We start from the raw sequence: 26,095 nt of genomic DNA, 5'->3' as shown, positions 1-26,095 counted from the left end.
ATTGAATTTCACATCAATGAAAACCAAATATCTGATTTGCGTAGCTACTGTTTCTGCCTTAACCAGTATTGTGGCAACTACTACTGCAGCTAAAAGTGCCACGATCGTTCAATCCGCATCAGTGCCACTGATGCCGACAAATATCACTGACGAGCCTCTGACACCTGTTATCAACCCGTTCGACACCAGTCTCGGTACCCTTGATGCCGTGACCATAGAATTTAACGGGCTAATGTCAGGGGACGCACGAAGCGAAAGCCTAGACGCAAAGCCAGCAACTCTGACTTGGAATCTGGAAGGCTTATTCACATTGGTCGGAGCAAATAATACAACCCTGTTCACACAGACAGCAAGAGTACGAGATTCAGCCGTTGTCGCTGCCTATGATGGCACATTAGATTTTCAGGGTGAGTCTGCCGTTTCATTCATCGGACTAACCGGTAATGTATCCGGTGAGAAGACGTTCACAAATGGTTCCGTGTTTAATGCATTCGGTGGCACTGAACCCGTAGACTTTTTCTTCTCTGCGGAAACCATATCAATTGTTACCGGAACTGCTAATATACTCAATGCGATCGCAACAAAAGCCCTTGGGGATGTTCAGGTTACTTACGACTACACACCATCAGAGCCAGAGTCAGTACCAGAACCCGCGACTCCCCTTGGCTTAGGTTTAGTCGCAGGACTAAAACTGTTATGGCAACGAAAGGCGGAAGATTGTTAATTGTTAATAGCCAATTTTAAATTATAGCGTTTCTAGGACTCATGAGGTACACATTATTTTTTACCTCTTCCCTCTTCCCTTTTCCCTCTTCCCTTTTCCCTCTTACCTGCTCCCTGCTCCCTGCTCCCTGCTCCCTGCTCCCTAAAAACCAGAAATTTGTACCTCACAAGTCGTAGAATTGCTATACTTTAAGTGATAGCTTTTAAAGCCACTTATTTTCAGGCTGTTTCGGTGTCTTATGATCTGATAAAAATCATCGATATAACTTTTCTACCCGTACTCATTATTGAATACTTGATGATTTGGGATTTTTAATTTTTTCCTGATATCATTCTGAAATTGCTCAGGGCTATTTTGGTTTCTGTTATTATTATCTACCAGCAAACGCCGGGAAAAGAAATAGTCACAAACTTGCCACTTCTCATTATCTAAAACATCAATAGGTGCTGAACCCTGATAGTGATAGTAAGAACTTGTCCCTAAATCCAGGAGCGGAACCACATCCGCAGCTGATAACCTGACTCAGACAAGGGTAGACCTAAGTAAATTGGTAACCAGAATATAAAAGCTAGTACAACTACCAAGATGACAGTGAAACCAGCACTACGATACTGGTTTTTCTCACTGTGTAGCCAGCGGTCAACTAGCCACGCCAGTGCTAATCCAGAAAACACTGAAGCTCCCATGTAATGATAAAGAAACGTGCAGCGAGTCACTTTCGTCCAGGGCAATAGGTTAGCGGCGTAGTTTACGATCAAATAGAGGGTAATCCAGGTATAGGAGGTTGGTATAGATTTCCAGCCCACCCCTTCTAAGATGCGTTGGGTTAACAGCAGCAGCAGCAACAAAATAGCTGTAGTCGAGAGCCACCATAGGAAAGGATTGCCCATGGCATGGACATCATAGATTACATTGCTCGCACCAGCCGATAAGGGGGAGTCAGTGGGAACAGCCTCAGGGGTGTGACTAGCAGTCTGATAGAAGTAAGCAACCGGACGCCACATTAACAGCCAAGTATACCACCGGGAACAGTAAGGATGGACGTCAGTACCACTGCCCACATTTTGATGGAAGGTTAAAATTTTGACTTGAGACTCCCAGAATCCAGGGCTAGGATTCATCAGTAAGTGAGGAATCCAAAGCAGGCTGTAAGTAACAACTGGTAAAATTACCAAGTTCAGCAGGATGTGCCCGATATTCAGTTCCGTCAGGTTCTGTAATGGATGGCGTCCCGATGCTATAGGGCGAGTACGGGTTTTCTGGCCAAAATAAGTTCTGAATAATTGCCATACCCAAGGGACAGCCCATACTATATAAATCCCTAACAAAAACCACAAGCCATTCCACTTAATCGCTGCGGAAGCACCAAAAAACACACCAGATAGGATTAGCATCAGCCAGCGTTTTGCAGCCTGATGATTCAGAGCCAGCAGGAAAAACAACTGACCCAGTAATCCCAAGATCACTAAATATATATTGTTCAGGGCATAGCGGGATTCTACCAGGAATAAACCATCAGTAGCTGCGAACAGAGCAGCAATCAAGGCATAGCTGCGACGTCGATTGAGTTGATAAGCCAGAGCCGCCACTACGATCGGAATCAAAGAACCGGTCAGGGCATTCAGCCATCGGTAACTCCAGGTAGAGCGTAAGGAACCAGTCAGCTCGTTAACCCTATCCTGCCCAAAAGGTAGATGAGAGCCAATCCAGATGCCAATGGCAATGATGTACTGACTTAGGGGAGGATGGGGATTGAAAAAGGAAGTACCGGTTAAGTAGTTATTGGCAAATATAGCGTAGTAAACTTCATCGAATACCAGGCGATTAAATCGACCCAGCCCCCAAAATCGCAGGGCGAGTGACAGTAAAACAATGGCAGTTATGCCAATGCTAAACCAGGGAATAGACGAATGAGACGGCTTTTTTGGCAAAATCATCACCTTCGAGGCTTGGGTTATCGGTGAATGGCACACTCAATCTGGAGTAGAGGAGACCTTGATCAGCAATACTTTTCTGGGGGAAGAGCGGGAAGACAGATCAGAGTGGAAAGACAACACTGCCAACCATCCCCCTTGTCTGCCTTCCCTAATTCCGAAAGTATAAAATATGCCAATTAAATGCACACTAGCTTAATAACCTGTAAGCTGATCACCTGCAACCTGTAACTTATACCTGCTCAGCATCTGTAGCTCGAATAAATGAAATTGGTATATAGCGCTACGCGCAAGGGCAAGAGGAATCCCCCCTAACCCCCCTTAGTAAGGGGGGCGGGCAAGAGGCAAAAGTTTACTACACAAGGTTTTGCTGCTTGTATCAATGTCCTAACTTTAATGGGTAGTGCTATAACTTCCCCCTCTTCCCCCTCTTAACCCTCTTCCTGCTATTAACCCTTTAATCCCTTTAATCCCTTTAACTTTTTTGCGCGCCTTACCTCCCTCTTGTCTACACAATTGTAATAACACTTGTGAGATAACCAGAAAAATTTTCAGACAAGTATTCCGGATTTTCCTCTAAGTGGATTGAAAAACTAAGAATAGGCATCATCACTTGACCTTTCCTTATTATTATCAAATTCTTCACATTTTTAACACAAACTCTCACTATTTTTAAACTGTTAGTAAAGATTGTTTATGGGAAATATTTTTAGTGTTAAAAACAATTTTATACTTAAAAAATGAGTTAGAATTTATCTGGTTTTTATGGACAAGGAGAAAAATAGAGTTTTCTCCTTTAGGAGAGTAATTCCTGGGTGTGCTGCCACTCTAAACCCTCAGTAGCAGTAACTATTATTTTCTCGTTAATAGAGAAAAATATGCCTCTGCTCATGACTTAAAGGAAATGATTAAAACAATCAAAAACCACAGAGTTAGCACATACTAAACACTTATGAAAATCCGAGATATTAATCCACGAAATGTTAATCCACTACATGGCACAGACAAAGGGGACTGGCTCACAGGTACCCCAGAGCCAGATAATATCGACGCTCAAGGGGGGGCTGACACTGTATTCGGAGGTGGTGGAGGTGACTTTATCAACCTTGGTTATGATGATGATCGTGATCTGACCTGGTATAGTAACTTTTCCGAGAGGATGGACATCATTGAAGATTTCGATCCCAACGATGAAGATGTTGTGGTTATAACCTCTGGTTTCTTTTGGGATCTTTTTCACAACGAAGGTTTGAATTCAGATGCCAATGTTGGAGATTGGTTGACAATTGAGCAGTTGGGTTCAGATACTTATATTAGAGTAGATCCAGATGGGATTCAAGGGTACACCCCCTTCAGAACATTAGCTATCCTAAAAAATGTTGATAAAAACGATATAAATCTAGATATAGTTGATGGCGATTTTATCATCGCATGATTAACCACAGGTGATGCGCGGATTTTCACGATCAGCTTCGAGTTTAGGTGTGGAACCAATCAGCAATCTGGTCAGTCTTCAACCTAAGACTGTCAGATGGGTTAAGAGCGTCTACTCGGAAAAAATATCCACTTTGGAACTGGGAAGCATCTACCAATGACTAATCTCTAGTTCTCAACAAAGATAATCAATATGTTTGACCTTAAAAACTACAAGCGCTTCTCTTTGAGAACAGGTATTGTCAGCCTGATCGGTGTGGCCAGTCTATTTGATACTAATCCTGCCTCAGCCACCATCATCACTAATGGTAGTTTTGAAAATTATTTTACGGGCTGGGAAACATTGGGTAGTGCTTCTGTGCGCACTGCAGGTTTTGGTAGTCAACCTACTGACGGCAGTTTCTATGCCCAGCTAGATACATTCCTTCCCCAGGAACAAGAAAACTTCGTGGAGCTAGCCAATTTTCTAGAGCTGGACATTACAGTGCTGGATCAGATCGGCAAAGGAAAGGGGGAGGTGTTTGAAGGATCAGCAATCAGAACTACCTTTACAGCAGTTGCAGGAGATGTTCTTAATTTCGATTACAACTTCCTCACAGATGATTTCGGTTCTGAATATTTTAATGACTTCGCTTTTGTGGGAATTTCCGGTCAGTTGAATGGTTTGGCTGATACCTTCTCAGTATTAGCTGATTCCATGACACCGTTTGTGAATGAAACTGGTTTTAGCACCTACTCTCAGAAAATTGCTACCTCTGGAACCTACACTGTGACCATAGGTGTAACAGATGTGGGAGATGGTGCCTTTGATTCAGGAGTACTAATCGATAATGTCAATGTAGTCAGACTCGACATACCTGATCCCCCCCCAGTTCCAAAACCGGATCCCCCCTCAGTGCCAACACCCACTGATCCCCCCTCAGTGCCAACACCCACTGATCCCCCCTCAGTGCCAACACCCACTGATCCCACCTCAGTTCCAGAACCAACCTCTGTATTGGGGTTACTAACCATTGGGGTTTTAGGGGTGAGAAGTCAGTTGAACAAACACAAACAAAAATGTGAGGGAACTAGTAAAACACAGACCTAGCTAATGGGGAAACCCGCGAAAAATGAAATACAGACAAGGGACCAATGAACTAGAGCGATAAGCAGCGAGTTTTGGTTGCTCAGTAATTATAATCATGACAGAATGCCAGGTCGGATTTATATTCTGCAATAGTTTCGCTTCACGCTTATCCCAACGGCAGGACAATCTCTTAGCTTAGACTAATTATCAATGACAGACTAACAATGTTACACATGCTCTAAAATCAGAATTATGTTATTCTGAAATGATAGCTATTCGGCTAATCAGTCACCAAGGTAAAATCAATCTCCGCCACAAGTAATACCCTTGTAATAGCTCGGTGCTCTAGGGTCTGTGATCCTGGTTTTGTTATTTGAGATACTTTGATTAGATTTATTTGGCTTTCCCAAATCTTTTTAAAACTTAATATATAGTGATACCAAGTGGCGAGTACTCAGGTATCAGCTATTAGCCGTCAGCCCAGTTGCTCAGAACCGAGCCTCAACCAATAAGCCATTTGCTCCGTGGGCAAGGCAAAATCAACCCCATTACTGCAACTTGGGAATGACATCAAGTAATGTGGTGTCAGTAGTCAGTTACCCAGTAGCAAAAACCCGAGAAAGCGTTTTCCCCTAACCCAAGTTTCGTAAATGTGCAAAAACTGTACTGTTGAAGCTTTAGAGTTAGGAATTATAATATACAGTGGGCGATATCTAAATCATATCCACAACCGCGCTACCACAAAGCCAAACATTTCTTATGGGGACAACTACAGTTTTACGAATAGGCGATCGCGTCATTAGTGCAGAAGAAATTGTTCCCCTGCTAGCTGGTTACCAATTGCTGCCACCGTTAATCCGTGAGATTATCATTGACGAGGCAGTGGCTACCGCAAGCTGCACACCAGAGGAGAAGGCTCAAGCCTATCAGCAGTTTTTGGAAAAAAATCAGCTCATTGACGAGACGGCTAAACAGGCTTGGCTAAAGCAGCGTGGTATGAATCCAGCTCAATTAGAAGCCCTAGCGGTACGAAGTATTCTGATTGAGAAATACAAACAACAAACCTGGAGTCACAAACTGGAATCTTATTTTCTGGAACGGAAGGGACAATTAGACCGAGTGATTTATTCCCTGATTCGGACAAAAGACCCAGGGGTAGCCCAAGAAATATATTTCCGCATTCAAGAAGGAGAAGAGTCTTTTGCTGACCTAGCTAGGGAATATTCCCAAGGACCAGAAGCTCAAACTGGGGGATTAATCGGTCCAGTTGAACTGAGCGTACCTCACCCCGCCTTAGCCCAAATGCTTCGCCTGAGCCAACCCGGACAATTGTTCCCACCGACTCGCTTGGGAGAATGGCTGTTAATCGTGCGTTTGGAGAAGTTTATGCCAGCCCAGTTAGATGATTCGATGCGCCAGCGACTGCTGAATGAATGTTTCAGCACCTGGCTCAGTGAGCAACTGAATCAGCAATTAGCAGCGCTAGATTAACCACAAAACTCTAGAAATGAAACTAAACTCAAGAAACCTTAGACAGCGGCTTTGATTCCGGATTTGGGGGAACATGGGCGGGTATGGTCGTTCTCGGCATGATTATCTCGCGCCAGATCGAGAAGATTCCGAAAAACCCGTCATGCAAGGCATTTATGGTAATCCTGAAACTGTGCCGTGGCTAAATGATCATTAGTCTATGGTGATCGGGTAAATTTTTGTTGTTTAAGGCTAGTCTCAATAGATTTTCCCTATTCACCATCATAGCATAGCCAACTAGTTACATTTCTTAATGAAAGAAGCCCTAAGCCAGTCCATGGGTGCTCTGCAAAGTCTTTACATAAAAAACAGACCTAATATTTATAGCATATCCTCATAAATACCCCATGAGAAGCTGTTATTAAATTTAAGCTAACTAATCTCACGCTCTTGCAAACTAATCTCAAATCCTAAGAGGCTCAATGACCTATACAACAACAATTCAAGAGTTTCTAGCTGGTATTTCGCCGTTCAATCAATTGTCAAGGGCAGCACGGCAAAAACTGTCCACTAGTTGCCAACTGTTGCGCTACCGCATGGGCCAGACAATTGTGGTCAGGGATAAAATGCCAGGCCAAATCTCGATTTTATTCCAAGGCAAAGCCCGTCTAATTGGCTATGACCAACGCCGTCAAACCCCCACAACCCTCAAATTACTACAACCAGGGGCGATTATTGGCTGGGTCAGTTTGGTCAGGGGCATACCGTGTGAAACTGCGATCGCATCGGTGGAAGCGGTTTGTGTCACCATCAATGTGGCTGACTTCTTAGGGCTGCTAGATACAGAAAAATCTTTCTCAGATGCCTTCAAAGCCCGTTGTGGTCTAGTGGAAATCTTTGATCTTTTGGGAACAGAGTTGGGGCGTCGGGCTGAGGCAGAGACTGACCTCAAAGCACTTGCCCTGTTAGCCTGGTCAGACGCTTTAGTTTATAACCTACCTCGGGGCAAGCAAATGTCAAGCCAACTCGACCCCAATCGAGTATGGTTTGTGAGTGGAGGAGCAGCCGCCAATTTACCAGTAGGGTCTTGTCTGAGTTCGGAAGCATTGTCTAGCTTACAGGTCAATGGTCATGGTGCAACGCGCTTGGTGGGAATTCCAGAAGCTATTTTCTCAGAAGCTACCGCTACTGACTCGGAAACCTTGGCTGAGCCTACCGATACAATTCGCAGTATACCTCAAGACGATATTCCCCAGGCTCCAGACCGACCGGATGAGGCTCCCGAGACAATTTACACTGACCAGACTACTCCTACAAAATTCCCCTTTATACGGGGTAAAGGAGCGGTGCAGGAATCCTTGGCTTGTTTCCAAATGCTGAGTAAGTACTTTAAAATTCCTTTCCGCAAAGATAGTATACGGAAGGTGCTAAAAAACCAGCATGCTCGCACCGGTCAAATCTCCCTTCAGCACTGTGGTGCAGTGGCAGAACTGATGGGATTAACTGCCCAACTCGCAACAATACCAGCTAACGCTATTAAACGTTTACCGACCCCAGCGATGCTGTTGTGGCACGATAGCTTAGCTATTCTCTATGAAGCCAGTGAACGGCAAGTAGTGCTGGCGGTGCCACAGCTGGGAATTCAAAAGCTTAAACCCAAGGATTTTGAAGAAAACTGGGGAGAAGGCGGGCAGGTACTTCTGTTAAAACCTACCAAAGACACCCCTACCCAGCGGTTTGGTCTGAGTTGGTTTTGGCCTTCTATCGTTCGTTACCGCAAGGTATTGGCGGAAGTTTTAATTGCTTCTTTCTTTGTCCAACTGTTAGGTCTAGCCTATCCCTTGATTATCCGGGTACTGATTGACAAAGTGATATCCCAAAACAGTACCGATACCTTGCAAGTACTGGGAATTTTACTGTTGGTGGTGTCGGTTTTTGAGGGGGTTTTAATCACCCTGCGTACCTACCTGTTTGTAGATACGACCAACCGTATCGATATGTCTCTTGGTTCCGAGATTATCGACCACCTGTTGCGCTTACCCTTAAACTATTTCGAGAAACGACCCGTTGGGGAGTTGTCCACTCGCATCAATGAGCTAGAAAATATCCGCTCCTTTTTGACCGGGACAGCCCTAACCGTGGTGTTAGATTCAGTCTTTTCTATAATCTACATCGTGGTCATGTTCATGTTTAGTTGGGTGCTGACCGTGGTGACTTTGTCAGTGATTCCTTTGTTCATGCTCCTGACCCTGATCGTTTCCCCAATTGTCCGGCAACAGCTACGCAATAAAGCAGAACGGAATGCTCAAACCCAATCCTATCTAGTAGAGGTATTATCTGGTATTTCCACCGTCAAAGCCCAGAATATTGAATTGCGATCGCGTTGGAAATGGCAAGAGAAATATGGGCGCTATGTTAGTGAAGGCTTCAAGAATGTGCTAACCTCTACCGCCGCCAGTTCTATGAGCACCTTCTTGAACAAACTCTCTGGTTTACTTGTGCTGTGGGTAGGGGTCTATCTAGTACTAGATGGACAATTAAGCTTAGGGGGGTTGATTGCCTTTCGGATTATTGGGGGCTACGTTACCAGTCCCTTGCTGCGTTTAGCCCAACTTTGGCAAAACTTCCAGTCTACAGCCCTATCTCTCGAACGCCTCAGTGACATTGTCGATACACCGAAAGAAGTGGCTGAAGCAGACCAGGGTAATATCCCCTTGCCCTCTATCAGGGGAGACATTCGCTATGAAAATCTCTCCTTCCGCTTTGCCAAGAGTGGACCAATGCAACTGAATAACATTAACGTCGAGATTCCAGCTGGTTCATTTGTAGGGATTGTAGGTCAAAGTGGTTCCGGTAAGAGTACCATGACCAAACTTTTGGCTAGACTCTATGGTCCAGAGTCCGGTCGCATCATTGTCGATGGTTACGATATCTCGAAAGTCGAACTCTATTCCCTGCGGCGTCAGATTGGGATTGTGCCTCAGGAAACCCTGTTGTTTGAGGGCAGCGTTCAAGAGAATATTGCTCTGACCAATCCTGATGCAGACAGTGAGGAAATTATTCAGGCAGCAAAAATAGCAGTAGCCCACGATTTTATCATGAGCTTGCCTTTGGGTTACAATAGCAGCGTTGGTGAAAGGGGTTCAGGTCTTTCAGGGGGACAACGACAGCGTATTGCGATCGCCAGAACGATTTTGCAATCACCCCAGTTAATGATATTAGATGAAGCCACCAGCGCCCTCGATTATGACACCGAGCGGCAAGTGTGTTTAAATCTAGCGGAAGCTTTTCAACAAAGCACGGTATTGTTCATTACCCACCGCCTAGGAACCATTCGCAACGCTGATATCATTTTGATGATGGATCGGGGTTCAATAGTAGAGCAAGGTACTCATGATGAACTGATGGCTCAGAAAGGTCGTTACTATTGCCTCTACATGCAACAAGATGCTCAAATGTAGCTATGAAGGGTGAAGGATGAAGGATTAACCATGAAGGGTTAAGCATTAAGGATGAAGGGTGAAGGATTAAGTGTGTATTGTCTCGGTATTTGCTATTTGGTTTAACCCTTGGTGTCGGATAGACTAGGCTCAAGGATAAAAAAATACTAGTGATCGGGTAGTTGCTTTTACAGCAAGCGTTTAATTGAGAGCGAGAAGTTTTGGCTAACTCCCCCTAAACTAAGTGATAAAAATGATCAATGAGTCAGTTTTTTTATTAGTTACGAAATTTAATTATTAAACCCGATAATTATCTCAGTCGTCAGTCTTTATCCTTCATTCTTTATTTTTTATCCTTAATTCGTCATCCTTTATCCTTCATTCTTTCTTTTTGATCCTTGATCATTCATCCAATACCCAAGTATTAACGAATAGCAGGAGCTAATAACGATGAGCCAATATAATGGCAATGGTAATGGCAATGGTAATGGCAATGGTAATGGCAATGGTAATGGCAATGGTTCCAAACGAAATCCAAAAATAAACTTAGCTTCTGTGGGTACTATGAGCAAAACCACAGTGCCTCAAGACACCAGGGACAGACATCGTGCTTCTAATAGTCACCTCGAATTCGACCAGCCAGTTATTTTAGAACAATCGCCCCATTGGTCTCATGCCATTCTCTGGGCACTGTTGAGTCTAACCAGTTTTGGTATGGTGTGGGCTTACTTTGCCAAAATTGACTATGCCGTTCCCGCTCGGGGCAAGCTAGAGCCACAAGGTGCAGTTAAAGAAGTCCAAGCTCCTGTGGGTGGAGTGGTAACAAAAATTCATATTAAGGAAGGACAGCGGGTTAAAGAAGGGGATTTGCTCCTTTCGTTTGAGCCTAAGGCTACTCAGGCTCAACTGACTTCTCTCAATAAACGCCGGGCTACCTTAATCAGAGAAAACCAGTTTTATCAAGCTGCAATTAGTAATCCGAATTATCCACCTGTACCACCACCAGGTTTGGACATACAACTGTCCTCACAACTGCCTTCTCTGATTGCTAGTCGAAACACGGTACTGGCAGAAATTCGACTTTATCGCGCTCAACTGAGTGGAGGTTCTAAGAGCGCTAATCTTAGCCCTGAACAACGAATTCGTTTACAATATGGTACTTCTGCACTTGACGCTCGGATCGCTGAACTTGAGAGTAGAATTGGCTCCCTACAGGAACAGCTCAAACAAAATCAGATTCAACTTGCCAATGGCAGAGACATCCTGAGTGTTGAGCAGGGTATTCTTGCAGATCTCAGACCCCTGTATGAACAAGGGGGCTTTTCTAAGATTCAGTTCTTGAGGCAGGAAAATGAGGTCAAAAATCGCCAAACTGAGATAAACTCTAGGATTGAAGAAGAACAACGCTTGCAAAAAGAAATTGCTGGGGTCAGAGCAAATCTACTCAATACTATTGCCTCTTCTCAACGAGAACTGACGGATTTGATGGCTCAGAATAATGAAAGAATTGATAGCATAAACACCCAAATAGCTAGCATTATAAGTCAATTAAATCAACGTATTGTTGATAACAATAAGCAGATGGCTGAAATTGATAGCCAGTTGCAGCAGGCTCAACTAACCCTAAGCTATCAAGAACTACGAGCTCCTGTTGATGGAACAGTCTTTGATTTGCAACCCTCAACTCCTGGTTTTGTTGCCAATACCACTGAGCCAGTGCTAAAAATTGTTCCGGGTAGCTCTCTGATTGCTAAGGTGTATCTTACTAACCGAGACATCGGGTTTGTGGAAGCAGGTATGGAAACCGAAGTCAGAGTTGACTCTTTTCCCTTTAGTGAGTTTGGTGATGTAAAAGGGAAGGTACTATCTATTGGTTCTGATGCCCTACCACCGGATCCTGCGGAATTGCGTCAAGACTATACTTTCCCTGCCAAAATCGAATTGGATAAACAGTTCATTCAAGCTTATGGCAAAGAAGTGCCATTGCAATCGGGTATGTCTATCAGTGCCAATATCCGGGTGCGTAAGCGAACAGTGATGAGTATTTTCACCGAGATGTTTTTGGATAAGACTGAAAGCTTGACCAAAATGCGTAGCTATCAGCTATCAGCTATCAGCTTCAGCTATCAGCTATCAGCTATCAGCTATAAACTATAAACTATCAGCTATCAGCTATCAGCTATCAGCTATNCAGCTATCAGCTATCAGCTATCAGCTATTTCAGCTATCAGCTATCAGCTATCAGCTATCAGCTATCAGTATCAGCTATCAGTATCAGCTATCAGCTATCAGCTATCAGCTATCAGCTATCAGCTATCAGCTATCATATCAGCTATCAGCTATCAGCTATCAGCTATCAGCTATCAGTTTGTGGCACAGGCTTCTAACCTTTGCCCAAAGCTGTTTGGGTAGCGTGGCCAACGGCCAAGGGCAAATCCCCACACTTTTCTAGAACTATTAAATTCTCCCGTTCAAGGTTTATTTAAGTAAGCTGACGGCTCAGGATAATTACCCTTAATAAAATAAAAATCTCCCTATCTCCCTATCTCCCTATCTCCCTATCTCCCTATCTCCCCATCTCCCATCTCCCCCATCTCCCTATCCAAGCAATCTACTCTTTTTGAATGCAACTCGGTATAAGCCAATCGCGCTTTGGTGTTGGTTGCTGCCATTGGCGGCAACCACTCCTCAAGATTACGGTTCTACCGACTGCTGAATCTAAGCACAGATGGGTACATTGGTGGAAGTAAAGTACATAAAACTTTACACCAGGGTGATATGTCACCCACTGCTTAAATTCCGTAAGGTGAACCGGGGATGTTTGAACATTTTACAGATAAAGCGATCAAATCCATCATGCTGGCTCAGGAGGAAACCCGTCGCTTGGGACACAGCCTCGTAGGAACTGAGGAACTGCTGTTGGGTTTGATTGCACAAGGAACAGCTGTGGCAGCCAGAGTAATGAGTGATTTTGGTGTTACCCTCGAAGATGCTCGCTACTCGGTAGAAAATACTGTGGGTAGGGGTTCGAGAAGGTTTAGCTCAGAACTCCCTTTCACCCCCAAAGCCAAAGAAGTTTTCCAGCAATCTTTCCAGGAAGCTAAGCAACTAGGACACAACTACATCGATACTGAACATTTGTTGCTAGCTATCATTCAAGACAGGAACAGCGTTGCCACTCAAGTACTGGTAAACCTGGGTGTAGACCTCACAGAATTACGCACCCATGTCATTAGTACGATAGCAGAATTAACAGCAGCAACAACTGCTAGGGGAAAAGGTTCCTCGTTTATGGGGAATACTCAAAACCAGAAAGCTACCTTAGAAGAATTTGGAACTAATCTGACCAAGTTAGCTGCAGAGGGCAAACTAGATCCGGTGGTTGGTCGTCAGCAGGAAATCGAGCGGGTGGTTCAGATTTTAGGTCGTCGTAGCAAGAATAACCCGATCTTACTGGGGGAACCGGGAGTTGGCAAAACTGCGATCGCAGAAGGTCTAGCCCAACGGATTGTATCTCAAGATGTTCCAGACCTGTTGGCAGACAAACAAGTGATTAGCCTAGATATGGCTTTATTGGTTTCTGGTACTCGCTTCCGGGGAGACTTTGAAGAACGCCTCAAGCAGGTTGTCTCTGAAGTCCAGCAATCGGGGAATATTATCCTAGTAATTGACGAAATTCACACCTTAGTCGGTGCAGGTTCCTTAGAAGGGGGTATGGATGCGGCTAATCTCCTTAAGCCTGCTCTCGCTAGAGGTGAACTCCAGTGCTTGGGAGCTACTACTCTGGATGAATACCGGAAGTATATTGAGAAAGACGCAGCACTAGAACGTCGTTTCCAGCCAGTCATGGTCTCGGAACCCTCTGTAGAGGATACCATTGACATACTCCATGGTTTGCGCTCAACCTACGAGGAGTATCACAAAGTCCAGATTTCTGAGCAAGCGTTACTGGCTGCAGCTCAATTATCAGACCGCTATATCTCGGACCGCTATTTACCCGACAAAGCCATTGACCTGATTGACGAAGCTGGGAGTCGGGTTCACTTGATGCACTCAAAGCCTTCTTCAAGGGCTAGAGCAGAATCAGAGTGGGAGAGTGAGGGAATTGAAGGTAAGTTATCCCCATCTCCAACTATTCCGATTGTGGATCAAGAAGACATTGCTCAGATTGTAGCGTCTTGGACTGGTATACCGGTCAATAAACTGACGGAATCTGAATCAGCTCTGCTGCTGCACTTGGAAGAAACCTTGCACGAGCGGATCATTGGTCAACACGAAGCTGTTACTGCTGTGTCTCGGGCAATTCGTCGGGCAAGAGTTGGATTAAAAGATCCCAATCGACCGATTGCTAGCTTTATCTTCTCTGGTCCGACTGGAGTTGGTAAGACAGAACTGGCTAAATCGTTGGCTTCCTACCTGTTCGGGTCAGAAGACAAGATGATTCGCGTTGACATGTCGGAATATATGGAACGCCACACTGTTTCCAAGCTGATTGGTTCTCCCCCAGGGTTTGTGGGGTATGACGAAGGTGGTCAACTTACTGAAGCCGTCCGACGCCAGCCTTACTCGGTGGTACTATTTGACGAAATCGAGAAAGCTCACCCTGACGTTTTCAACGTACTGTTGCAACTGTTAGATGATGGTCGCTTAACCGATGCTAAAGGTCGTACTGTAGATTTCAAGAACACAATCTTAATCATGACCTCCAATATCGGTTCTAAAGTGATTGAAAAAGGAGGTAGTGCTTTTGGCTTTGAGTCGTCAAATAACCAAGATGAGTCTAGGTACAACCAGATCCGCACTCAGGTCAATGACAATCTGAAAGACTATTTCCGTCCTGAGTTCCTCAACCGCCTTGACGATATAATTGTCTTCCGTCAGCTCAAGAAGAATGAAGTTAAGGAAATTGCTGACATCCTGCTTCAGGAAATCTCTAGCTCTATACAAGAGAAAGGAATTATCCTGGAAGTCACAGAGGCTTTCAAAGACCACTTAGTCACAGCAGGCTACGAACCGAGCTATGGTGCTAGACCTCTACGACGGGCAATTATGAGCCTGTTAGAAGATAGCTTAGCCGAAGCCATGCTATCTGGTCAGATTCAAGAGGGTGATACCGCAATTGTTGATGTGGATGACCACGGTCAGGTCAAGGTATTATCTGGTAACGCCCAAAAGAAGCTGCTGCAACCAGTTGGTGTTTGCTAGTGCTAAGGAGTGATGCCAAAATTCCTTAAAGCCTGGATTTTAAAGCCTGGATCTGTAGAGGGGTAGCCTTTAACCCCTCTAAGATATATCTACATCTACATATTTTTTATAGACGTAGATATATACAGCGCCATAGTTCACCAGGAAAAAGGCTCCTCCTCATGAAGTTAGTTATTCCCGTTGCTCTACCACAACATTCCTATGATATTGCGATCGCACAACAGCTTCCTGATGGCAAAATGACCACAGGTGGCTTAGATGATATTGGGGTTTGGATGAGCCGTCTACAGTTGGGCAAAAAAGTTTTAGTGGTATCGAATCCAGCGATTTTCCGAAGATATGGGGAAAGAGCGATCGCAGCCTTGGAGTTAGTGGGCTATCAGGTATCCAGCCTTACCCTCCCTGCTGGTGAACGATACAAAACTGTCAAATCTATCCAAAAGATCTATGATCTTGCCCTAGAAAACCGCCTAGAACGTTCCTCGACTCTAGTGGCATTGGGCGGTGGGGTAATTGGGGATATGACAGGATTTGCCGCTGCCACTTGGCTAAGGGGAATTAATTTCGTTCAGGTACCCACATCGCTGTTGGCCATGGTTGATGCTTCAGTTGGTGGCAAGACTGGGGTCAATCACCCCAAGGGCAAAAACTTGATTGGTGCCTTCCATCAACCACGATTTGTCTTAATTGACCCTTCGGTATTAAAAACATTGCCAGCCCGAGAATTGCGAGCAGGGATGGCAGAAGTTATTAAGTATGGGATTATCTGGGATGAAGAGCTCTTTGTGAAACTAGAGGAATCGAAGCGACTTGACCAATTGCGTTACCTGAAGCAGGATTTATTAGAAACAATTCTGTCTCGGTCTTGTCAAGCTAAAGCGGATGTGGTCAGTCAGGATGAGAAAGAAGCTGGGATCAGAGCAATTTTGAACTATGGTCACACCATTGGTCATGCCGTAGAAAGCTTAACTGGCTACAAGTTAGTCAATCATGGGGAAGCCGTAGGGATTGGTATGGTAGCCGCAGGCCAGATTGCTGTGGCACTCCAGATGTGGCAGCCAGAAGATGCCGAACGCCAGGATGCTTTAATCAAAAAAGCTGGACTACCTACTCAGTTACCCAGTGGGCTAGATATTGACGCCATTATTGATACCCTGCAAACGGATAAGAAAGTCAAAGACGGTAAGGTAAGATTTGTATTGCCTACCAAGATTGGTGAAGTAACCTTGACAGATCAGGTGCCAACTGATGTGATTAGGGAAGTGCTTCGGCAAATACAGCAATAGGAAAGGGAGTAGGGAGTAGGGAGTAGGGAGTAGGGAGTAGGGAGTAGGGAATAGGGAGTAGGGAATAGGGAGTAGGGAGCGGTGCGACTCCCAACTCAAATGTCAAGGTTTGATAACTTGCTCTTAATATATATCGAAGATGCTATCAAACAATGGATAACCGGCTAAAGGGTATGACCCCTCATGTAACTCAATCCCTTACTGGGTAAGACTATCCCAAGGTTACCCTAGGGGGCTGAAAGGATTTGCCCACACCATTATCCATAGCAATTAGGGAAAGTTCATCGAGAAATCGCAAAATTTTGAAAATGAGCTAGGGTAGACATTGGCACCAATCTAGTTTTCAATTTAGGGTTAGGTTGCCATTGACACACGAAAATTCCCCAAAACTATGGGCACAGGGCTTATTGCCCCACGTTAAGGGTGAAATTAACTAAAAAATATGCGACCTTAGCAGTAGTGGCAATTCGTTGTAATTCGGTTCCAGTTGAGAGGCAATATTAATGAGTGATGGTATGGCATTCCTGACGGGGGCTGCCTTTGCCGGTATGGCAGCATTGTTTCTCCTCAAAGGAGGAGGCAATATGGTGGCGAATAACCTTCCCTCTTCCCAACCCTTCCAAATTTCCCCTAACAATCCCTATAATTCCCCTTACGCAGATCAACCGCCAAACCAGGCTCTAGCTTCGCCGAACTTAAATAATAATTTAAATAATATCCTCAATGTTGAACAGCAGCGGCGGGACACTGAGCAGCTCAAAACTATGGTTGAGCAACAACGAGCTGAAACTGAACAGCTCAAAGCCCAACTTCACAATCAGCAGTTACTGCTAGACAATCTAACTGCTCAGGTTGATGCCAGTGTGATCAGGGCTCCTGAGCAACTAATTCCTAATCGTAAACCTAATAATGAGACGGCAAATACCCTGATGTCAGGGATACTTTGGGGACTTGGCGGTATGGCAGTAACCATTGGTGGTGGTGCTGTTGTGATTGGGGGGTTAGCCTTGCTCTCACGACCACAGCGTCCTCCTCGTACAACTTATGTGGTGCAACACCCCTACTCTGGTGTTCCTCCTTCCCTACCAGCTAGACGGCGCTCTGAGTTTATGTCTCATCAATATGATGATAGACTTTATGACCGGATGGACTACGAATAGATTGTCCAAGTCTACTCATCGTAGTATAGGTCATCCTCATAGTCTAGGATTTTCCAGGATTGTCCCAAAAGCTGCCACACTAGAGGTGCGATCGCTCCCCCAAGAAGACCAATACCAACGCTAACAGCCAAAACAACACCGATTGGCAGATCAATCGACTCGAAGACTAAAAACTTCACGGATACTTCCGTGATATTTTGGATCGAGAAAATAGCGATCGCACTAATCCAAATAGCAACTATCACAGATGTTAGAAGTAAGCCAAGTCCTCTGATTAGGGAATAGTTCATGATGGTGACTAGTTTCTAGTGACTAGTTTTAGTCTATGTATTCTTTTTTCTAGCACATTCGCCCATAGCGCACTGGTGTAGGGTGGGCAAATAATTATAATTTCACTATTTGATCAGTTTTCATGTCCATTTGCCCACCAAACCTGACTCTGGTGTAGGGTGGGCAAATAATTATAGTTTCACTATTTGTACAGTTATCATCCACCTTTGCCCACCAAACCTGACTCTGGTGTAGGGTGGGCAAATAATTATAGTTTCACTATTTGTACAGTTATCATCCACCTTTGCCCACCAAACCTGACTCTGGTGTAGGGTGGGCAAATAATCATAGTTTCACTATTTGATTAGTTATCATCCACCTTTGCCCACCAAACCTGACTCTGGTGTAGGGTGGGCAAATAATCATAGTTTCAGCATTTGTACAGTTTTCATGTCCATTTGCCCACCAAACCTGACTATGTCACAATGGCCGGTAAGAATAGCCGGTTGTCAGAGCGATGCCCCAACTACTCGACCAAACCACCGACCAACGCATTGTCCATGATGGCACCTGGGAACAGTTTAAGTTCATCCAGAAGGGATTTGATGGTTCTCCTGGAGTACGGCTGTTTTACTTTGATGGGATAATCGAGATTCTGATGCCAGGACGCGAACATGAAATTTTTGCCAGTATCATCGGTTACTTAATCACAACCTTTCTGACGGAAAAGGGTATTTTCTTTCAGCCAACTCGCTCCATGACTCAGGAAAAAGAAGGCGTCGCCTCTGCCCAAGCTGACGAGTCTTACTGCATCGGTAGTGTTAAACCGATTCCCGATTTGTCCATTGAAGTGGTGTTTAGTAGTGGTGGCATCAGCAAGTTAGAACGGTATCAAGCTTTAGCTGTTCCAGAGGTTTGGTTTTGGGAAGATGGATTACTAAAGCTTTATCATCTTCAAGACGGCAGTTATGTCCCAATTGAGCGTAGCTTGCTACCTGGACTGAGTGAATTGGATCTTGATTGGTTCAGACGCTGTGTTTTGATGGCGGAAACCGATGCGGGAGAAGCGATTAGAGCGTTCCGTCGGCAGATTTAGCTATCAGCTTTCTGCTATCAGCGGTCAGCTATAAGCTGGGTAGGGTGGGCAAATCTAGATAGTTTCACCATTTGTACAGTTAAGCTGTTGTGCTTTTAAACTGTATATTATTGAAATTAACTAAAAAAGATAGAATCCACTCCCCTTTTGCCTTTTGCCTTTTGCCTTTTGCCATTGCTAAAACCCATTTTAAATGCGTTTTAGCTTATCATCGATCTTTGCCCACCCTACTGACGAACCTCTAGACTGGCCCCACCACATGGCTGTCGTAAAAGCTAATTATGTTTCCTGAAGGTTCAGAGACATCAAACACACTGTGTATTCGGCCTTCGCGAATTTCGCTCGGTGCATAGCCAGCCTCTTGCAGGGCGACCTGTTGAGCTTTTAAATCATCCACCATCAGATCAAAACTCGCTTGTCCTGGTTCTGCTTCAGGTTTATTTCTAAGCACCAGATGGGTTCCCCCTCTCAACTCAAGTACTGCTAACTCTTGAAATTCAGCAACCTTACGCATTCCCACAAACAAGAAGAAGTCGAGAGATTTTTTGAAGTCTGAAACATTTATGCTAACATGCCCAATCCAAATAGGAGGGCGTTCTTCTGACTGTAGATTATTTGGGGTCATGATTTTTACTCTTAAACGCTTGGATGTTGTTCAAATCCCTGTGAAGTTGTAAGTCCATTTCCGACTTTATAGTAATTTTAATTTGATTTAACTTTTTTGGCTCTACCGAATTATCTGTGTATAAAACCGCGCTTATTGCTGACTAGTAGTGGTGTCGGGTGGGCAAATAATGATAGTTTCACCATTTGTATAGTTATCATCGACGTTTGCCCACTCTACAAAAGCGATTGGCCGTAGGCCACGCTACGCGATCGCACTTTCAATTCTTATTAATCTATCAATCTTAAATTCTCCTCTTATTAATCTATCAATCAAAAATTATCCCGTTTGCCCATTGCGCACCGGCGCACGCTACGCTGGGTTTATTTTAAGCTGACGGCTGACAGCTGACAGCTGACTGCTTACATAACCTTCAACCAACTAACCTTCAACCAACTAACCTTCAACCAACTAACCTTCAACCAACTAACCTTCAACCAACTAACCCCAAAAAAATAGCCGCAGAAATACTTTCCACGGCTAGGAATTTTCGCTTATGCACTCAATTTTCTCACCTATCTGTTCGTGTAACGAACAGACCGGAGCCTTTGTCTAGGGGGGAAACCCCCCCAGAAAATTAAGGTGTTAACGCCAAATCCAATACCTCTTCATAATCGTAATATATTTCCCTGGAATTCCAGTGGGCATTAGAGGACCCCAGTCAGTAAGTTTAGCGTAGCCCAGGCCATTAAGGAGATACATGGTATGGGTTATTTGGTGGCGAGACCCTTGTAAAATGTACGGAACAACGAATCCGTTTGAATTATTGTTTGAATTTGGCTGAGAGTTTTGAGGCATAGTCGAATAATTGTTTTTAGGTTTATACACATAATCATAATGATTATGATAGTTTTTGTCAAGGGTTTTTATATTTTTTTTGTTGAGGAGGAATTGAAAAAAAAGTGATATATCAGCGGTCAGCTATCAGCTATCAGCTATCAGGGTTGTATTTGATTTGTGAACAAAGTAATTTTGTAGGGTGCGTTAGGCGTTTTGGGTGATAAAATTCTTTGAGATAACCAAGGGTTGAAGCCGTAACGCACCGTGGTATTATTAATTTTGGAGTAATTTTGTAGGGTGCGTTAGGCGTTTTGGGTGATAAAATTCTTTGAGATAACCAAGGGTTGAAGCCGTAACGCACCGTGGTATTGGTTGAGAATGGTTTGGTTTAAATTTGGAGATAATATGAATAGAAGTTTGGTATTTTGTAGGGTGGGTTAGGCGGGTTGGTTGAGAAGATTTTATGAGATAACCAAGGGTTAAATTCGTAACGCACCGTGGTATTGGTTAAAAATTGTTTAGTTTCAATCCAGATATATTATGAATAATATTTGGTAATTTTGTAGGGTGCGTTAGGCGGGTTGGTTGAGAAAATTATATGATATAACCATAATTAAAGCCGTAACGCACCGTGGTATTAGTTAAGAATGGTTTGGTTTCAATTTGGAGATAGTATGAAGATAATTTTAGGATTTTTTAGGGTGCTAAGGGCGGTTTGGTAATAAGACACCATGTTATGACAAGATGGTGAGCCGTAACGCACCGTAGTATTGATTGAGAAAAATAGATTATATAACCAAGGGTTGAAGCCGTAACGCACCATGGTATTGGTTAAGAATCGTTTGGTTTCAATAAGTATAATGATGGTGCGATACATTTCATGCTTCGCACCCTACGAGAGCTGGGAATACTATAAATGTGAGCATATAGCAGATCCTAATGCCCAATTATAGAAGACCTCATGTTTCCGGTGGTACATATTTTATCACTCAAGTCACTTATCAAAGAGTACCTTGGCTCTGTAGTGACATTGGCAAAAAGGCTCTCAGAGAAGCGATCGCTAAGGTAAGGGAAAAATATCCTTTTTCCATTGAGGCATTTGTTTTGTTACCAGACCATTTTCATTGTTTGTGGAGTTTACCCCCTGATGATCCGGATTTTTCGGTGAGATTGCGATTAATAAAAACTTATGTTACCAAACATTATGCACAATAATTAGGGATTAATCGAGCAGTTTCTTGGTCACGACACAAGCGAGGGGAAAGCAATCTTTGGCAACGTCGTTGTTGGGAACATTTAATCCGTAATGAACGGGAGTTTGCTCACCATTGTGATTATATTCATGATAATCCGGTTCGACATCGGTTATGTAAACATCCCCAAGATTGGAAGTATTCCAGTATTCATCGGTTTATCGCTCAGGGAATTTATCCAAGGGATTGGGGAAAGGATGGAAGGAAAGAAAAACCACAGGGAATTTGGGATGAATAGAATTTTTTTATTTTGTAGGGATTTCGTAGGGATTTCGTAGGGTGCGTTAGGAGGTTTGGTTTAAGAAAAATCGATTATATGGCCATAGTTGAAGCCGTAACGCACCATGATATATGTGAAAAGAGGTTTACGAAAAATCGATTATATGGCCATAGTTGAAGCCGTAACGCACCCTGATATATGTGAAAAATGATAAAGTAATTGCTATATATAATGAATATAATGTGGAAATTTTGTATGTAGGGATTTTGTAGGGTGCGTTAGGCGGGTTGGTAATAATACACGATGTTATGACAAGATTTTGAGCCGTAACGCACCGTAGTATTGTATCTAAAAATAGATGATATTACATAATTTTAAGCCGTAACGCACCGTGGTATTAGTTACCGTGGTATTAGTTAATAATGGTTTGGTTTCAATTTGCAGATAGATGGTGCGTTACATTTCATGCTTCGCACCCTACAAGAGCGATCGCACTGACAAAAGCGATCGCTCTTGGCCGGTTGGTTGGTCGTGTGGTCAAACACCGTTCATGAATGCTTGTTCCGATATATTTTGGCCTTTTTAACCTACCTCTTTCTGACTAATAAAACCGATTATTTCATTTTTCGTTATCTGACCTTGAGGATTTCGGGTCACCAGTAACTTGACCCATTTTGGGCCAGGTTGATTGGGGGGTATATCCTTTGGTTCCTGTTTTTGGCCTGTAACTGCTCCTTTTGAGTATCTCCATGTTTTAAAGTTCACCCGGAGGTAATATATATTTGGTTCTTTCAAGTCCTGGTATATCTTGTCACTAAGTTCTGCCTGATTGATCGCCGATCTGAACGCTTCTACCTGATTTTCCTGGACTACATCGTTTACATTTGTGTGTGGTGATCTTTCGAATCTTTTACTTGACAATTTATAACCTGTTGGATTGTCCACTGCGACGTGAGAAGTCCAGAAGTTTTCCCTGAACTCTACCGGCACCTTGGTGACTTTTATAAGTGAGCCTCGTAAGATTTTGCTTACTCTGATCATCCTCTGGATTGGGGTTCCTTCCATCGGATCTGCGGTTTCAACTACCTTCGGCTTTTTCACGGGCAACAGCAATTTCGATGGGTTCTTTCCCTTTTCCATTCCGGTTTTTGGGTCATTTGTTTCTCCGAGCCTGTTGCCATTAAATTCCTTTAAGTACGGGATCTGCTTCGTCTTTGGGGGATTATCAACCACCGAGCTCAAACCAAGGTGTTTGACATTCGTATCAATTTCGATGTTGGGTTTTTGGATTGGGAAGTCAACCTTTCTGGTCTGCTGGAGCACATGGGTCAACTCATGGGCTATCAACTCCTGTCCTACCCTAGTTCCTGGTTTATACTCTCCTTTTTGAAAATACACATCCTGGCCTGTCGTAAACGCCCGCGCACTCAACGACCGATTCAACTGATTTGCACGTCCATCTGTATGCACCCGCACGCCACTAAAATCCGCCCCCATCGCCTGGCCCATTGACTGTTGCAAACCCACATCTAAAGGCTTTCCACTTCCCCTCGCACGATTTAGCTCTGTTTCAAAATCTGTGGTTGCCTCACCTCCTCCTATAGCCTCCTTACGCTGCAGCAACGGCATATTTCCCCTCGAATGTACCAACGATTTCCCTTCATGCCCGGTGATTCCTTGCAACTCAAGCTTTATTTGCAGTTCTTCCCCCTCCTTTTCCTTCCCTTGCACAACCTCACCCTGAGCCCTAGAAACTGGTGCAGGACGATTTATTTCCTCTACAACCGCTGCTGCTACCCGATCCGCTTCCTGCTCATAACGGTCATGAGGTTTGCCGATTGTCAGCTTCGTTTGTACCACCCCATCCATCCGCCCATCGATTCTTGGTGGTGCTTTAAACCGGTGTACTGGGGGTTGATGGAATTCCAATTCCGGAGGCTTTGGTGCTTTTAACTGCAAGCCTACCTTATCGTCCGGTGGGGATTTTGACATGGAGCTAGTGCTCGTCCCCATCACATTGTGCTTCGAGTAACCCGAGATGTTTTCAACCCCTGCTTTGAGGCGATCAGGCAAGCCAGTTTTGTTTTGATTATCTATCCTCGATGCCCTCAAGCTTTCGCCTGTTATCACCGTATCCCCCGTCAACGGTTGTGCTCTCCGCTGCACCATAATCCTTTTAGGCTGCACTACCTGATGCCCACCGTGATTCGCCCCTTGCCTGCTTCTCTCTCCCGGCATACCAAAATTAAACTTGGCTTGCCGCCCCATCTCTCTCCTTCCCCTTTCCGGTTGGGTTACTCCTGATTCTAAGGTGCGCATCACCTTCGCACTGATACTTCCCCATTCCCCGACCGCCTCTTCCGCGTTCCACTCCCTTTCCTCTGCTTCCAAAATTTCTCTATAACCTTTCGTTCTGGAGTCTTTCTTTTTTTGAGCAATTGTCAACGAGGTAGAGTGAGAATATTTCGGTTTATAGGTATGAGTTGTGCGCATAGCTATTTCCTTTTACCTTGTACCCTATTAGAAAACAATATCAGTCGATCCCACCGTCTTCCAGGAGCGCGACATGGCACCCCAAACTCAAACCAACTGGTATCACACAAATTATAGTTCTCTGTTTCAATAAATCGAGATACTTCGTAACTCTTTATCTATCATAATAAAAGGTAAAATAAATCAACAAAGCGTTACTGAAATTGTTGACGAGACCTCTGCCCTGAAAACAATATAATATATTCCATCTCTACCCCTTTGAAAGGGAGATCTTGCTCATGTGCGCGGGAATGGAAATCGTACTTTTATTCGATTCTTTGTTTGCCAAAGGAGTAGGGTGGGCAAATACCATACTTTCTGACCCTATCCTCACCGATTCGAGTCCATTTGCCCACCCTACTCATCGGTTCATAGTAGTGGAGCAATTGATCACCATTTGGTCTGGCGGCGAGAAGTGGTAGGGTGGGCAATTACTGTGAATCTGACCATTAGTACTCGAATACTGTCGATTTGCCCACCCTACTATGGCTTGGTATGAATCGGGAGAATCGGGGTAGGGTGGGCTATCCCGTGGTGCAATTATCTCGCTCCGTACGAAGTGGTAGGGTGGGCAAATACTGTGAATCTGACCATTAGTACTCGAATACTGTCGATTTGCCCACCCTACTATGGCTTCATTGGTGGCAGTTTCCCCGCCACTCGAATCATGATCATGGCAAGATTCAAAGGCTGTAAACGCGATTGACCCGCTTGTCAGGCTACGGGAACCCATTTGTACATGCTAAGACTTAGCTGATAGCAAACCCGGTATCTTCTCGCCTAATTGGTGAGATAAATCCTAATACAATATCTGATTTAGGAATTGATAGCTCTACCAATTGCTCAGCAATACGCAAATCAGTGCCATCGTAGTGTACCCAAACTTTCCCATCGTTATTAACATCAATATGTAAATAACAACCGTAAGTTCGTTTAGAGCCACGCCATCCATTAAAATAAAGCAGGTAGTGTCCCCTCTCATCATCTAAAATAATCTGACTCTTAACCTGATCATCAGGACGCTCACCCAGCTTCCCGGTTTCGATGGTGATTTGACGAACAATTGACTTATACTTCGCTACTTTATCCATCGCTCAATAATTGCTTCATCTATCCGATACACCAACATTTTCACCTGATAGCGAGCCAGTATTTCCATAATAAAGTCTTCCTTGAAAAAATCGTCATAGGTATCATCAGGTGCGACCCGTGGCGAATTTAATTCGCCAACGGAAAGCGCACCTGGGGTACCGCTAAAAATAATGTTCGCTCAGGCATCTTTTTTTCAAGCGCAAACTTATAAAAACTAAACTGCCCCAAAGCTTGGTAAAAATCATGAAGCGTTGAGACACCAATAAAGCTTTTTATTTCTACAGCAATTTTTTCACCATCTTTTTCAGCAGCAATTAACCGTTCAGCTCCCAAATCCACTTGAATCTTACGTTTGCCAGCTTCTACAATGAGGGGGTCATCCGTAATCAACCATCTTTCCTTGACTAGCGCTGCTTTTACTAGTTGATGATACTTGTCTCTTGCCATAGTAAAATAGCAACATCTC

General features: G+C 44.1%; 22 protein-coding genes. 14 read left to right on the top strand and 8 right to left on the bottom strand.

Features of this window, described 5'->3' with window-relative positions:
• Positions 1-16 precede the first annotated feature (16 nt).
• Both BJP34_RS27700 and BJP34_RS49580 read left to right on the top strand, forming a co-directional pair.
• A complete protein-coding gene (locus BJP34_RS27700; protein WP_070395125.1) occupies positions 17-724 on the top strand; it encodes a choice-of-anchor E domain-containing protein in 708 nt (235 codons plus the stop codon).
• A gap of 41 nt (positions 725-765) precedes the next feature.
• Positions 766-900: a hypothetical protein gene (locus BJP34_RS49580; protein ID WP_267876399.1), complete on the top strand. Its 135-nt coding sequence runs from the start codon at positions 766-768 to the stop codon at positions 898-900.
• Between the two features lie 303 nt (positions 901-1,203).
• On the opposite strand, the gene BJP34_RS27690 is transcribed toward BJP34_RS49580, so the two are convergent.
• Complete coding sequence (locus BJP34_RS27690; RefSeq protein WP_070395123.1) at positions 1,204-2,661, bottom strand: dolichyl-phosphate-mannose--protein mannosyltransferase; 1,458 nt, start codon at positions 2,659-2,661, stop codon at positions 1,204-1,206.
• Between the two features lie 27 nt (positions 2,662-2,688).
• Here BJP34_RS27690 and BJP34_RS47930 point away from each other — a divergent pair, with 27 nt between their 5' ends.
• The 8 genes from BJP34_RS47930 to aroB all read left to right on the top strand — a co-directional run bounded on the left by BJP34_RS47930 (position 2,689) and on the right by aroB (position 16,562).
• Entirely contained in the window at positions 2,689-2,841 is a 153-nt protein-coding gene (locus BJP34_RS47930; RefSeq protein WP_229424057.1) for a hypothetical protein, read from the top strand.
• Between the two features lie 769 nt (positions 2,842-3,610).
• Positions 3,611-4,093, top strand: coding sequence for a hypothetical protein (locus BJP34_RS27685; RefSeq protein WP_070395122.1), 483 nt, complete (start codon positions 3,611-3,613; stop codon positions 4,091-4,093).
• 192 nt (positions 4,094-4,285) lie between these two features.
• The gene (locus tag BJP34_RS27680) at positions 4,286-5,182 is read left to right on the top strand and encodes a PEP-CTERM sorting domain-containing protein (protein ID WP_070395121.1); all 897 of its coding nucleotides are present in this window, start codon (positions 4,286-4,288) and stop codon (positions 5,180-5,182) included.
• 738 nt (positions 5,183-5,920) lie between these two features.
• Positions 5,921-6,652: a peptidylprolyl isomerase gene (locus BJP34_RS27675; RefSeq protein ID WP_009149356.1), complete on the top strand. Its 732-nt coding sequence runs from the start codon at positions 5,921-5,923 to the stop codon at positions 6,650-6,652.
• A 461-nt stretch (positions 6,653-7,113) separates the two neighbouring features.
• Positions 7,114-10,092, top strand: a complete 2,979-nt coding sequence (locus tag BJP34_RS27670; RefSeq protein WP_070395120.1) for a peptidase domain-containing ABC transporter — start codon at positions 7,114-7,116, stop codon at positions 10,090-10,092.
• Positions 10,093-10,521: 429 nt separating this feature from the next.
• Positions 10,522-12,228 (top strand): HlyD family efflux transporter periplasmic adaptor subunit, encoded by a 1,707-nt coding sequence (locus BJP34_RS27665; protein ID WP_229424056.1) that lies wholly within the window; start codon positions 10,522-10,524, stop codon positions 12,226-12,228.
• Positions 12,229-12,888: 660 nt separating this feature from the next.
• Complete coding sequence (locus BJP34_RS27660; RefSeq protein ID WP_070395119.1) at positions 12,889-15,276, top strand: ATP-dependent Clp protease ATP-binding subunit; 2,388 nt, start codon at positions 12,889-12,891, stop codon at positions 15,274-15,276.
• A gap of 161 nt (positions 15,277-15,437) precedes the next feature.
• Complete coding sequence (aroB, locus tag BJP34_RS27655; protein ID WP_070395118.1) at positions 15,438-16,562, top strand: 3-dehydroquinate synthase; 1,125 nt, start codon at positions 15,438-15,440, stop codon at positions 16,560-16,562.
• Here the strand turns inward: aroB and BJP34_RS44670 are convergent.
• The gene (locus tag BJP34_RS44670) at positions 16,531-16,668 is read right to left on the bottom strand and encodes a hypothetical protein (RefSeq protein ID WP_158517512.1); all 138 of its coding nucleotides are present in this window, start codon (positions 16,666-16,668) and stop codon (positions 16,531-16,533) included. The genes aroB and BJP34_RS44670 overlap by 32 nt on opposite strands.
• Before the next feature lie 397 nt (positions 16,669-17,065).
• On the opposite strand from BJP34_RS44670, the gene BJP34_RS27650 reads away from it, so the two are divergent.
• Entirely contained in the window at positions 17,066-17,722 is a 657-nt protein-coding gene (locus BJP34_RS27650; protein ID WP_070395117.1) for a hypothetical protein, read from the top strand.
• 11 nt (positions 17,723-17,733) lie between these two features.
• Here BJP34_RS27650 and BJP34_RS27645 read toward each other — a convergent pair whose 3' ends face one another.
• The gene (locus tag BJP34_RS27645) at positions 17,734-18,012 is read right to left on the bottom strand and encodes a LapA family protein (protein WP_070395116.1); all 279 of its coding nucleotides are present in this window, start codon (positions 18,010-18,012) and stop codon (positions 17,734-17,736) included.
• Positions 18,013-18,509: 497 nt separating this feature from the next.
• Between BJP34_RS27645 and BJP34_RS27640 the strand changes: the two genes are divergently transcribed.
• Positions 18,510-19,088 (top strand): Uma2 family endonuclease, encoded by a 579-nt coding sequence (locus tag BJP34_RS27640; protein ID WP_070395115.1) that lies wholly within the window; start codon positions 18,510-18,512, stop codon positions 19,086-19,088.
• A 241-nt stretch (positions 19,089-19,329) separates the two neighbouring features.
• On the opposite strand, the gene BJP34_RS27635 is transcribed toward BJP34_RS27640, so the two are convergent.
• Positions 19,330-19,713 (bottom strand): VOC family protein, encoded by a 384-nt coding sequence (locus tag BJP34_RS27635; RefSeq protein WP_070395114.1) that lies wholly within the window; start codon positions 19,711-19,713, stop codon positions 19,330-19,332.
• 1,758 nt (positions 19,714-21,471) lie between these two features.
• On the opposite strand from BJP34_RS27635, the gene BJP34_RS47925 reads away from it, so the two are divergent.
• Both BJP34_RS47925 and BJP34_RS44665 read left to right on the top strand, forming a co-directional pair.
• The gene (locus BJP34_RS47925; protein ID WP_229424055.1) at positions 21,472-21,747 is read left to right on the top strand and encodes an REP-associated tyrosine transposase; all 276 of its coding nucleotides are present in this window, start codon (positions 21,472-21,474) and stop codon (positions 21,745-21,747) included.
• A 706-nt stretch (positions 21,748-22,453) separates the two neighbouring features.
• Complete coding sequence (locus BJP34_RS44665) at positions 22,454-22,591, top strand: hypothetical protein (protein WP_158517511.1); 138 nt, start codon at positions 22,454-22,456, stop codon at positions 22,589-22,591.
• Here BJP34_RS44665 and BJP34_RS27625 read toward each other — a convergent pair.
• The 4 genes from BJP34_RS27625 to BJP34_RS27610 all read right to left on the bottom strand — a co-directional run bounded on the left by BJP34_RS27625 (position 22,588) and on the right by BJP34_RS27610 (position 26,076).
• Positions 22,588-24,498: a DUF4157 domain-containing protein gene (locus BJP34_RS27625; RefSeq protein ID WP_070395113.1), complete on the bottom strand. Its 1,911-nt coding sequence runs from the start codon at positions 24,496-24,498 to the stop codon at positions 22,588-22,590. The genes BJP34_RS44665 and BJP34_RS27625 overlap by 4 nt on opposite strands.
• Positions 24,499-24,898: 400 nt before the next feature.
• Positions 24,899-25,270: a hypothetical protein gene (locus tag BJP34_RS41125; RefSeq protein ID WP_149031221.1), complete on the bottom strand. Its 372-nt coding sequence runs from the start codon at positions 25,268-25,270 to the stop codon at positions 24,899-24,901.
• A gap of 16 nt (positions 25,271-25,286) precedes the next feature.
• Positions 25,287-25,628: a XisI protein gene (locus BJP34_RS27615; RefSeq protein ID WP_070395111.1), complete on the bottom strand. Its 342-nt coding sequence runs from the start codon at positions 25,626-25,628 to the stop codon at positions 25,287-25,289.
• Between the two features lie 127 nt (positions 25,629-25,755).
• Complete coding sequence (locus BJP34_RS27610) at positions 25,756-26,076, bottom strand: element excision factor XisH family protein (protein WP_070395110.1); 321 nt, start codon at positions 26,074-26,076, stop codon at positions 25,756-25,758.
• Positions 26,077-26,095 lie beyond the last annotated feature (19 nt).

It is taken from the genome of Moorena producens PAL-8-15-08-1 (assembly GCF_001767235.1).
Lineage (GTDB): Bacteria > Cyanobacteriota > Cyanobacteriia > Cyanobacteriales > Coleofasciculaceae > Moorena > Moorena producens_A.
Note: the sequence above shows the minus strand (reverse complement) of the source record. Positions and strands in the feature narration are given on the sequence as shown.